Below are 10,673 nucleotides of genomic sequence, written 5' to 3' on the forward strand. Positions count from 1 at the left end.
AGCGTATCTAATATTCAGTCTCGCGTATACCCGTCGATTGTTTGACACTTACATTATTTCTCGCCCTCTTCGGGAAGAGGAACGGTGACGATGTAGCTTTTATAGGCGTTGATGACCGCAGTCTGATCGATCACATAGCGGCGGGGATAGTCGCCGTAATTGAGATGGATGTGGCCGTGAAAGAAAAACTGCGGATGGTAGCGTTCGATCAGCCGGCCAAAGCCTTCAAAGCCGGTATGACACGGATCCTTGCCGTCGTAATGGCCGGCAGCCGGGGCGTGGGTGACGAGAATATCAAATCCGCCATGTTTCCAGAAGAGCGGCCAGAGCTTGCGGATACGCCGGTCCATTTCCTTATTGGAATACTGATGCGGGCCGCCGTTGTAAAACATCGATCCGCCAAGGCCTAAAATGCGCAGGCCTTTCCAGACAAAGATTTTCTCGTCAATATCCACGCAGCCTAAAGGCGGATGGGAGGCGTAGCCGAGATCGTGGTTGCCTGGCACGTAAAGAACATAGCCGTCAAAGCGGTCGGCGATGAATTCAAGGTAGCTGGCGGGCAGATCACCGCAGGAAATGATCAGATCGATTCCCTCAAACGTTTTCGGCGTCCACAGGCGGAAATACTGGGGAACGACTTCATCGGAAAGCAGAAGAATCTTGGCGGATTTCATGAGCGATCCGGGCTTTCCTGAAGGGAGCTCTTCCTGGCGTCGTTCGAACGATCCGGATTCTGGACATCCTCTCTGTTTTCAGCCGCTTCCGGATGGGCCTGCGCCTTGCTTTCAGAACTGTCGGCTTCCTCCAGATCCAGGCCGTGCAGGGTGACGAGCTTTTCGGCTTCGGGCATCAGATTGTCTTCATCGGGCAGATAGCCGATAACGCCGTCCACAAACCAGTCCATATGCGCGATTTCTTCCATGCTTAGCGACTGGAGGCGATCGCGCTCGGAGGGCACGCAGGCGAGATCTTCAAAGACGAAGAAGCGCTGATCGGCAATATCGTCGCGGATCTGGCTGATCAGTCTTCGCGTCTGCAGAGGCAGATGATCGGAAAACTGAATGTCCATCAGGCCGTTGGAAAGGCCGAGCCAGTAGTTGATGGACGGGGTGTTGTGATGAATCTCGTCGCTGCGGTACGTGCGGTTGAGAATGGAATAAATGATGCGGGTGTAAAAGACGTCCCACTTCTGAGCGACTGAAGAAATTTTGCAGAACTGGCCGCTGCGCACGTCGAACAGGCCAAACTGACGGCCGGAGCGGCTGCGCAGATCGAAATCCTGACCGCCGATGAAGATCAGGTCGATATCCATCGGAAATTCCCGGTTGGTCGCCGAATGGGTGGTGGACCAGTCGAGATACACTTTTGCATCGCTGCGCACCGCTCTGGCTCCGAGCGCGAAGGCGTTGATGTCGGCGATGGCGCCGAAAATCGGGTAGTCGGCAATGTAGCCCAGACGGCCGGATGTGGAAAGGGCGCCGGCGGCCATTCCTTGCAAGTACTGGATTTCATAGCCGCGGGTGTAGTACGACCGAACGGCTGTGTTTTCCGGATTGAGCGAGCAGTTCAGGAACTTGATCTGGGGATAGCGGGCCGCAAACGCGTTGGTTTCCGGAAGTTCAATCGGATGGCTCGTAAAGACGACGTTCGCACCCCAGCTGACCGCTTCGCTCAGCGCGTCTTCGATTTCATAAGCCGTATTGACGTCGTTCCATATGCGGATGATGACTTTGTCGCCCAGCGTTCGCGCCATTTTTTCAAAGGCTTCTTCGTGGGCTCTGGCCCAGACGCTGTTTTGCGGATCGCCGGGCTGAATGAGCGCGGCTTTGACCGGCTCGCTTAAAAAGGAAAGAATCGGCTTTCGCTCCGATACATCGCTGGCGGTGAGCAGGGCGGCTTTCAGGCCGTGCGGATATAACTCGATGGCGGGAAGCAGTACGTCAAATTCCTTTTCCATTTCCGCGTGCGTCTGAACGCGGGAGACGTCGCTTCCAAATACTTCGAGAAAGAGCAGGAAGGCATCCGAGGCGGTCGCTTTGGTCCGCTCAGGAGCCCGTTGAACAAAAATACCTTCAAACTGCGCGTACAGGGCAAGCAGATCGTCCCGGCGCTGAGCGGAAAGCGGGTGGGACTCGCTGACATCGAGCAGCTTGAGCAGCTTTCGATAGTTGCGCTTGCGGCTCATGAGCAGCGTGGAAATCCCGGTCAGTTTTCGAAACTGAAGATACGCCTCATACAGGTCGCCGTCTTCCATCCCTTTGGGATCGAGAATCAGCTCGGTAATGCGCGCCCGGATCAGCGGATTGCCCAGGGCTTTTGTGACGGAAACGCGCTTGTTGCCTTCTTCGACAAAAAAGCGGCCGTACACTTCGTAAACCGTAATGGGATCGCGAAGGCCTTCTTCCATGGCGCTCGTATACAGATTCATCCACTTCGCCGCAAATTCGCTGTTTTCTGCCAGAAGCGGCATGAAATTAAACGCGAACGCTTCGGTACGGCTGGCATGGACGGTACCGACGATATGGCTGACCTGAATTTCGTGCTCGCGCAGTACCTGGCGCGAGACGACCTGGAAATTTTTGAGATACGGATCGAGTACGGGCAGCGTCGGATCCAGACCGGCTTCTTCGCGCCGGGCGGTTTCGGCCAGCGCAGACTTGCGGGTGCGGGCATAGGCTTCGGATGCAGCGGACATAAAATCACCTCGTTTAAATCGTACCGTGTTTTTTCCGGCCGCCCGAAGCGGACGCCTGAGCGAAACTTCTGCCGGTCGATATCCCTTCCAGAACAGGCGGGTCCCGATTATGGACTTTAGGACTAGGAATCTGACCAAAGGGGACAGACAAGCATCCACTCTGGACGCCTTGTTCATATTCCAGGGCAAACCTTCTAAAATAAGGGGTGCAAAGAAGGATAGAAGCCGGCGGCTGCACATGACGAGATCAGCCCAACGCTTCCTGTCCGACCATTTTTAGTACCGGAAACTGCCGGTCCATTTTCCGCGCACGCTTTGACCATCAAAAAAGCCAGACAATCGCATCGCGTTTCATTTTTTATTCATCCAAATCCAATAGGCTGAAAGGGTCAAAACCAGAACAATTTCGCGCGGCCTGCCCGATACAGGAACACTTGAAAATCTAAAAAGAAAAGAGGTTGGAAACCATGAATCTTTCACGAGAGGAAATGGATCTGCTTGGGAAGCTGATCGGCCGTAAGGCGGAGCGCATCATCATGCCGACGCCGAAGGATTCGCTGACCAAGCCGGTTGAAATCGTGCTGGTTCTGTCACGCAACCGGGGAGTCCTGATTGACTCCTGCTACCGAACACAAAGGGCTGTGGAAACGCCGGAGGGCTATCCGCAGATGAGGGTGAGAATGATTAATAAAATTCCAGAGTATGTGAACGGCGACACCATCGAACTGTCTGAGTTTGGCGGGGAAATTATCGCTTCGATTGAGGTGACCAGTGAAAACGTGCTGACCTCGACGGAGCAGGCCACGTATACGAAGGCAGTTCACATCGAATTTACCGGACAGCGCGAAGTGACGATTACGCGGGAAACTTACCGGACTCCTTCGCTGGACGTTTACGAAGAGCGCCGCGAGCCGGCATTCAATTATGAACCGAACGCGAGCATCACAACGACTGTCCACAGTTTCTGATAAAAATCAATAAGAAGAAATAAAATAGCGGGTTTTAGTCAGTTTATAAAGGGCTTTCAATCTAAAAAGGTAAAATAAACTACCAGAAAGTTGAAAGCGCTTATAATAAAACATTGACTTAAAACCCGCATTTTCTTATACTTTCAGTGTACTTTGGGTCTGCGTTGGGGGACGCGGTGCAGGGTACGGTGTTTATAAGGGCGAGACGTGACCATAATTGCTTTTGTTCGATCGATGTGTTCTATAATTTTCAACTCTAATACCTTCTGATGTTCCAAACCATACATACCGTCCTTGTAAAACAGGCTGTTCTCTGCCTGCATAAAAAAAGTGAACGCGGAGCCTTCGGGCTCCATTTTTTTTATACATCGATAAAAGCGAGCCATTCCAGGTATCTTCAGAAACTCTGAGTTTCGAAAACGATGACGCAGGAAAGAAGCCTTTGGACAGGAATTCCGTTTTCCGGACAGACGGCTCTAAGAGCCCGTCACCACAAGACGCCGAAAAATGGAAAGACATCATCCAGTCCGCCGCACAAAAAGAAAACCAGAGATCGCTCGTTTAAAACGGAACGGTTTTCCTCTGGTCTGAAATCTGAAAACTATTCATTCGTTTCTGCCGCAGCGGCTGAACAGGCAGCTACTCGCTGACTTTCCCGTCGACGACATCCCACAGATCGGATATATCTCCATTCTCATGGAAAAACAGAGGCTGAACGCTGGGCGCATCGATAGCTGGATAAACGACCGTGCCGTCTTCGGCAATACCGTAGCTTTTTGCAACCTGAGATTCTGCCTTTAAAAAGGCTTCATCGTTTTTGAACGTGGTTTCATTAACGCCAAGGGTTACATAGAGGGTGGACGGAGTGTATTCGTACAGCATGGTCATAAGCAGTCCATCGTTTGCTTTTGCGCCATACGCGGTTGTTCCGTTATCGGAGCTTAAATTGGCCAGGTACGTCTCATACCGGTTGAAAGTATCCTGCGTCAGCTCATCCATGGAAGGATATCCTCCGTAAGCGGAAACCAGCGATCCCATAATCTTTCCGCCCAGCTCCATGGTTTCAGAACTGTCATCGATTCCGTTTCTTGAGCGGATATGGATGTCGAGGGAACGGTAAGCACCATCCGAAAATTCGACAACGAGATTTTTGTTTAAAACATAGCAGGTTTCATCTCCCAGAGCGGACTTCATGACTCTGACTTTTCCATCGGCGCTGGTGATGTATTCGGAAAACTCCGTGTTCAAAATGTCTTCGATATCCCGATTTGCGTATTCAAATCGATACAAACCGTCCTTGTTGAAATGCCCGTATACGGGTTTTTCTTTCTTCCCTTGAGCGGTCGCCGGTGCATTGGATGATTCACTCCCGCTCGGTTTAGCGCATCCTGTCAGGGTGAGAGAACTCATCCCGATGGAAACGGCAGTGAACAGGAAGAGCAGCTTGGATTTTTTCATTTTCTTTTTTTGCAGCGGCAAGTATGGAAATCCAGACGTACGATTCACGCTTTGCGCGGATACTCCTCAGTACGGATCTGCATGATCGCATCCCATCATAGGGAGTATCCCTTCGATTTCCGGGGATTCTCGCTCTGCTTTTCTCTTTTTTATTCAATTGTTTTTATTTCGTGGATTGGGGATCGCTGTAACCAGACATCTGGAGTTCCAGTCTCTTTTTTCATCTTCTGAAGGTTCAGAGGATGCGGAGTGTTTCTGAATACGGATTTTTCCGTTCGTTAAGAAGCCTTTTTCCCTTCACCGGCATTTTTTACAGCAGCATCCTGCGCGCTCTCGAGTTTATTTTGTTCACAGCTGCGGTTATATTTATCGATCCCGGTTTTTATCAGTGTATACCAGGTGTCCGACCTGCCAAAGAAACGTACTGTTTTTTAAAACCAGACATCTGATCTGGATCAAAATGGTCACAAAATCCGATCCAGACCAGGATCTTCCCAAAATGGGAAACGCAAAACCCCCGAAGCGCTCTGTATGGACGCTTCGGGGGTATGAAGTTTTGAATGGGATCTATCCGTTTCAAGCCTGAGCTGGAAACGGGAAAGAAAATTGGATCGTCTTATTCCACTTTCATCATGCGGTAGCCGACGCCGATGTGGGTCTGGATGAAATGCGGACCCCCGGATCCGGATTTGGAATCGAGCTTCTTGCGCAGGGTGGCCATGAAGACGCGCAGGGAGGCGATTTCGTTATCGGAATTCGAACCCCAGATCTGCTGCGTGATGTAGTTGTGGGTCAGAACGCGGCCGACGTTTTTGGAAAGCAGCGTCAGGAGCTTGAATTCGATCGGGGTCAGGTGCACTTCGTTGCCGTTGATCGTGACCTGATTGGATGCGTAGTCAATGCGAAGCGGACCGTTGGTGAATACCGAGGTCGATACGGAAGACTGCGGCTGGTTGGAAAGATGGCGTTCAACAACGCGCAGTCTAGCCAGCAGTTCCACAATGGAAAACGGTTTGGTCAGATAATCGTCTGCGCCCGCATCGAGCGCGGCGATTTTATCTTCGTCATCGGTACGTGCGGAAATGACAACGATCGGGACATTCGACCAGGTACGAACTTTGCGGATAATATCGACGCCGTCCATATCCGGAAGACCCAGATCCAGGAAAATAGCATCGGGATTGTGTGTGGAGGCTTCCAGAATAGCGGTTTTGCCGTCGGGAGCCATCAGATACTTATAGTTATGCGACTTTAAAGTGGTACCAATCAGGTTGCGAATGGAATTGTCATCTTCGACGACCAGAACAGTTGTTGTATTCATAAGAGAATTACGTCTCCTTCCAGCGATGGGATAAAGATACAGATTTGCACGATCTGCGCGACGGGGAAAATTTCCGTCTTTGGGATATGGAAATTTCGTATGAATCCACGCAGATATGCCTACATAAGTATAACAGATTGACCGGCGCCGCTGAATGAGGGGCAAGGCTGCCGGCGTGTTTGTTTTCGCAAAACGGCCGGAATGATCCGGGTTCAGACCCAGTCGAAGCGGGTATACGGCAGTGATGAAAAAGCCGCCGTAAGCAGCGGCTTTTCATTCAGAACAAACGGCTTGTTAGAAACAGGCTTGCTTTATCCCAGATCCGGCACATCGCCCGAGGGCATTTCGGCCAGGGGGAGCGCCAGAGTAAAGATCGAACCTTCTGGTGTATTGTCGCGGACAGTCAGCTTGCCCTGATGGGCATCGACAATCGACTTGCACAGGAACAGGCCAAGTCCCAGATAATGGTTGGAGTCCACATTTCCCTTGCTTCCGGTATGAAACAGATCGAAGATCGCCGGCTTTTCCGCATCGGGAATACCCGGGCCCTGGTCTTCGACGTCTACGATGGCCCAGCCGTCCTGTTCATAGGCGTGCAGACGGACTTGCGTGCCGGCTGGCGTGTGGTAGATGGCGTTGAGCACCATGTTCGTGATCGACTGTGAGATCAGACCGTGATCGGCATTGACCAGAAGCAGATCGTCATCGATATCCACCTGAAGCGGATGAGTTTCGTTGGAAATTTTCGGGAAGTCGAGGCTGGCGTCAATAATTTCGCTGACCACTTCCAGCTGCGGACGCACCGGCATCGTGCCGTTGTCCAGACGCGCTGCGGTCAGCAGGTTTTCCACCATGCTCGACAGAAGCTGCGAATCGGCTTTGATCGTACGCCAGATGTCGGAAAGATCTTCCCGCGTCAGGAAATCCTTGCCTTCTTCCGCCGCGGTGACGTTGCCGATAATGGACGTCAGCGGCGTACGCAGATCGTGCGAGATGCCTTTAAGAATATTGGAGCGCAGCCGGTTGGATTCGGCTTCGCGCTGGATCTGTTCGAACTCTTCGGAGCGGATGCGGTTTTCCAGCGCCTGGGCGCTTTCCTGAATGATGGAATCGAGGATCATGTATTCATAGCCTTCGATCACATCCGAACCGCCGTTGATGCCGACCAGTCCGATGACGTCCCCGTCCATTTTCCAGGGAAAATACAGATAGGCTGCATCGCTGAAATAGGGGGTGTGATTGCCGGCGGCGTCCTTGATTTTTACCGCTTCGTTTTGCGCGTCCCGGTCCGCCTGGCCGATCGGCAGATGGACGGGATACATCGAACTCGACGGATAGGCGGCTGCTTCCTGAAAATCGAGACCGTCATACGGGATGAAGAGAATATCGCGGTGAATGCGTCCGGCGAGATGCGTACATACCGCGGGGATCAGCTCGCTGGTCTGTTCCGTTTCCTGAAGCAGCTGGCTGTTTTCGAGCAGCACCTGGGTGCGCCAGGACGATTTGTTGGCCTGATCGGATTCCTGATGCAGGCGCATGCCCATCGCGCCGGCGATGACCGAGGCGACAAAGGTAATCGCGAACACCAGGGTCAGATCAGTCTGGTAGTAGACGATGCTTCCGCGAGGCGACGCAAACAAAATGTTGAACAGAATAATCGCTGCGGTCGACGAGAAAATCGGCCAGAACAGCGAAGTGGACGATACGGAACAGATCAGAACGCCAAGCATGTAAATCGGCGCCAGGAGCGCTTCGTCCGCACCCGTGGAATCGACCAGGAAAGCGACGACCGTCGCCGCAAAAAGAACGAGCACGGTGATCGCGAGCTGACGGAAAAACTGGCTGGTGGAAAGCTTGACCAGTCCCTGCGTCTGAATGTGCGTGCGCTCTGCACTTGGCACGGTCACGATATGCACGTCCGGAAGACTGTCCATCAGCGAAACCGCAATCGACTTGCGAAAGCGATTCAGTCCCGTCTGCCGGACTGGCCTGGTAATGACCAGCTGGCTGACGCGCTTGGACTTGCAAAATTCGACGATCTGATACACCGGGTCGGTTCCGGATAAAATTTCGATTTTGGCGCCGGCCTGCGCGGCGTAAATAATCGCGTCGTGCAGCTTGGTTTTGCGCGCTTCCGAAACGGATCGATAATACGGCGTGTCTACATACACGGCCGAAAACAGGGCGTCCTGTTTTTGGGCGAGCAGGGCTGCGCTGTCGATTGCCTGGCTGCAGGCATCGTCCGCTGTCAGAACAACAACCACATGCACATGCTTTGGCAAAGGCGTCTGTCCGATCACAGACTGCGAAAGGGCCATGAAATCACCGCCTTTCTAAACTTTCTTTTTTCCTCTTCCGCCTTTTTCCCGTTCCCCTGCTTTTTATAAAGAAGCCAAAGAGAAAGGAAAACAGGCCCTGGATGCGAAAAGAGTCCGCGCTGTCTACAGGGCATTCGCGGGCTTTTCAAAAAGATGCATCGAAAAGGTATTTGTAAAAGATGATTATCCATCCTTAACGCCATAGAGGCATTTCGAATAAGATTTGGTGCAAACAAAATGAAAAAACGAACGAAGCCGTCTGTAAAAGCGGGAAGAAACCGGACCAGTATCGGTCCAAAACGGTTATGAATATTTGAATAGTGTGATGGTATGAGTCCAGTATAGGCGAATTGACATAAAGGTGCCGTTAAGCATCGGTCAGCCGCATGGCTTTTGCGTAAAGAAAAAGCGAAAGCAGTCTTATTTGGCTGCTTTCGCCGTCTGGGCTTCCTGCGGTTTCTGAAGCACCAGAATTTTCCTGGCAAAGAGTTCATCGACCAGGACGTAGCGCATAGCCTGCCGGATCTGGCCGAGAAGCCGAATCAGGCGGAAAACTTCCGCGAACGTGAAGGCGATGATCAGAAGCAGACATACACCGGAAAAACCGGCGGGAAGGCTCGTCTGCAAAGCCGAATTGAAATAAATGCCGGCGAAACTGAGCGCGAGAATGTTCAGAATGCTGAGCGTGATCAGTCTTGGACAGATCAGCATGTTTACGGCATGGGAATACGTTTTTGTGTCTTTGGTAGTACGAAGCAGAATGATCTGCTTATAAATTGAATGCAGTTCCGGGTTTTCGGAATCGATGATCTGATGAAGCGTCAAGATCAGCTGTTCCTTCGGAATATAGCGGCGCATCGCATTAACCTCAACTTCCAGGCAGGACCTGTAAAGACGGATTGTTCTGTCTTTATCGCCCCCCGCGACGATTAGGGTAAACCTTTCGAGAAAGGCTTTCAAGTAAAGAGGCCGCGGCTTTCCTGCATTTTATTTGTCCTTTTTGGTTTCTTTTTTTCTTATCGAATTTTATAAAAGTGGGCGGTGGAAATTCCCCATTTTTTCGTGCGGTAACGGTGCAGCTTTACGTAGTCATCGCGCATTTCCTTCGTGTGAAGCGTACGGATTACCACTTCTCCATCTTCATTCAGAAGTTCTGCATCGCCAAGGGCTTCCATAACGGGGTGGAAAATGGAATCGACGGTATAGGGCGGGTCCAGATAAATCCGGTCGAATTTTTCGCCTTTCCTTTTGAGCTGTTCAATCGCCAGAAAGACGTCTTTTTCCAGAAGCGTACAGTTTTTGTTTTCGAAATGGCAGGCTTTCAGATTCCGTCGAATGACATCGGCGGCCTTTTTTCCTTTTTCGACCATGACGACCCGATCGGCGCCTCTCGAGAGGGCTTCGAGCCCCATGGAGCCGGAGCCGGAAAACAGATCGAGAAAGGAACTGCCGGGAATATCAAACTGCCAGATGTTGAAAAGAGCCTGACGAATTTTATCCGTAACGGGCCGGGTATCCAGACCTTCGGGCGCTTCAATGATTTTGCCGCGCGCCGAACCGGAAATTATGCGCATAAGCTATCACCTGCTTTCTCTCTCCTGCTTTTTTCACGGCTTGCGATCGTATAAAAGAAAAGGCAAGCCGGCGCAGGGAACGCTTGAAATTCCTGTCGCCTTTCCTCTTTGTATCGTATCACACGTGCCCGTATAAAAAGGAATAGGGCTTTTTCCGGCCGGAAAGGTCCGCTTAGTCTATCCCAATTGCGAAAACGCTTCCATCCAGGCGGCCAGTTTGGATAGAAAATTGTCCTGTTCTGATGATTCTCGTTATAAAATTCTTATATTTTTTTCTACGACTAGTGCAATGCTGTTCACTTAAGCTTCACAAGTGAGCAGTGCCTTGCCTTTCTAGTT

Annotated in this window: 8 protein-coding genes; 1 reads left to right on the forward strand and 7 read right to left on the reverse strand. The window is 51.5% G+C overall.

Annotated elements, in window-relative coordinates; translation table 11 throughout:
• Positions 1-53: 53 nt before the first annotated feature.
• Positions 54-674, reverse strand: a complete 621-nt coding sequence (locus Q2J39_RS09490; protein ID WP_288340348.1) for a metallophosphoesterase — start codon at positions 672-674, stop codon at positions 54-56.
• Positions 671-2,695: a BMP family ABC transporter substrate-binding protein gene (locus Q2J39_RS09495; RefSeq protein WP_288340350.1), complete on the reverse strand. Its 2,025-nt coding sequence runs from the start codon at positions 2,693-2,695 to the stop codon at positions 671-673. The genes Q2J39_RS09490 and Q2J39_RS09495 overlap by 4 nt, the downstream gene beginning before the upstream one ends.
• 467 nt (positions 2,696-3,162) lie before the next feature.
• On the opposite strand from Q2J39_RS09495, the gene Q2J39_RS09500 reads away from it, so the two are divergent.
• Positions 3,163-3,663, forward strand: coding sequence for a hypothetical protein (locus Q2J39_RS09500; RefSeq protein WP_230266596.1), 501 nt, complete (start codon positions 3,163-3,165; stop codon positions 3,661-3,663).
• A 639-nt stretch (positions 3,664-4,302) separates the two neighbouring features.
• On the opposite strand, the gene Q2J39_RS09505 is transcribed toward Q2J39_RS09500, so the two are convergent.
• The 5 genes from Q2J39_RS09505 to rsmD form a co-directional block, all read right to left on the reverse strand.
• Positions 4,303-5,121 carry a hypothetical protein gene (locus Q2J39_RS09505; protein WP_288340353.1) on the reverse strand — a complete coding sequence of 273 codons (819 nt, stop codon included), beginning with the start codon at positions 5,119-5,121 and terminating at the stop codon, positions 4,303-4,305.
• Positions 5,122-5,737: 616 nt separating this feature from the next.
• Positions 5,738-6,442 carry a response regulator gene (locus Q2J39_RS09510; RefSeq protein ID WP_230266598.1) on the reverse strand — a complete coding sequence of 235 codons (705 nt, stop codon included), beginning with the start codon at positions 6,440-6,442 and terminating at the stop codon, positions 5,738-5,740.
• 311 nt (positions 6,443-6,753) lie between these two features.
• Positions 6,754-8,760 carry an ATP-binding protein gene (locus Q2J39_RS09515; RefSeq protein ID WP_288340355.1) on the reverse strand — a complete coding sequence of 669 codons (2,007 nt, stop codon included), beginning with the start codon at positions 8,758-8,760 and terminating at the stop codon, positions 6,754-6,756.
• Positions 8,761-9,180: 420 nt separating this feature from the next.
• Entirely contained in the window at positions 9,181-9,618 is a 438-nt protein-coding gene (locus Q2J39_RS09520; protein ID WP_288340359.1) for a hypothetical protein, read from the reverse strand.
• Positions 9,619-9,776: 158 nt separating this feature from the next.
• Positions 9,777-10,334 (reverse strand): 16S rRNA (guanine(966)-N(2))-methyltransferase RsmD, encoded by a 558-nt coding sequence (rsmD, locus tag Q2J39_RS09525; RefSeq protein ID WP_230266601.1) that lies wholly within the window; start codon positions 10,332-10,334, stop codon positions 9,777-9,779.
• Positions 10,335-10,673 lie beyond the last annotated feature (339 nt).

The sequence above is a fragment of the uncultured Allobaculum sp. genome, from assembly GCF_948576815.1.
Taxonomy (GTDB): Bacteria; Bacillota_I; Bacilli_A; order Erysipelotrichales; family Erysipelotrichaceae; genus Allobaculum; species Allobaculum fili.

What these genes read in the sequence shown, in the direction of transcription:
- Q2J39_RS09490 (WP_288340348.1), bottom strand. Translation starts at nt 674, where the DNA reads ATGAAATCCGCCAAGATTCTTCTGCTTTCCGATGAAGTCGTTCCCCAG.
- Q2J39_RS09495 (WP_288340350.1), bottom strand. Translation starts at nt 2,695, where the DNA reads ATGTCCGCTGCATCCGAAGCCTATGCCCGCACCCGCAAGTCTGCGCTG.
- Q2J39_RS09500 (WP_230266596.1), top strand. Translation starts at nt 3,163, where the DNA reads ATGAATCTTTCACGAGAGGAAATGGATCTGCTTGGGAAGCTGATCGGC.
- Q2J39_RS09505 (WP_288340353.1), bottom strand. Translation starts at nt 5,121, where the DNA reads ATGAAAAAATCCAAGCTGCTCTTCCTGTTCACTGCCGTTTCCATCGGG.
- Q2J39_RS09510 (WP_230266598.1), bottom strand. Translation starts at nt 6,442, where the DNA reads ATGAATACAACAACTGTTCTGGTCGTCGAAGATGACAATTCCATTCGC.
- Q2J39_RS09515 (WP_288340355.1), bottom strand. Translation starts at nt 8,760, where the DNA reads ATGGCCCTTTCGCAGTCTGTGATCGGACAGACGCCTTTGCCAAAGCAT.
- Q2J39_RS09520 (WP_288340359.1), bottom strand. Translation starts at nt 9,618, where the DNA reads ATGCGCCGCTATATTCCGAAGGAACAGCTGATCTTGACGCTTCATCAG.
- rsmD (WP_230266601.1), bottom strand. Translation starts at nt 10,334, where the DNA reads ATGCGCATAATTTCCGGTTCGGCGCGCGGCAAAATCATTGAAGCGCCC.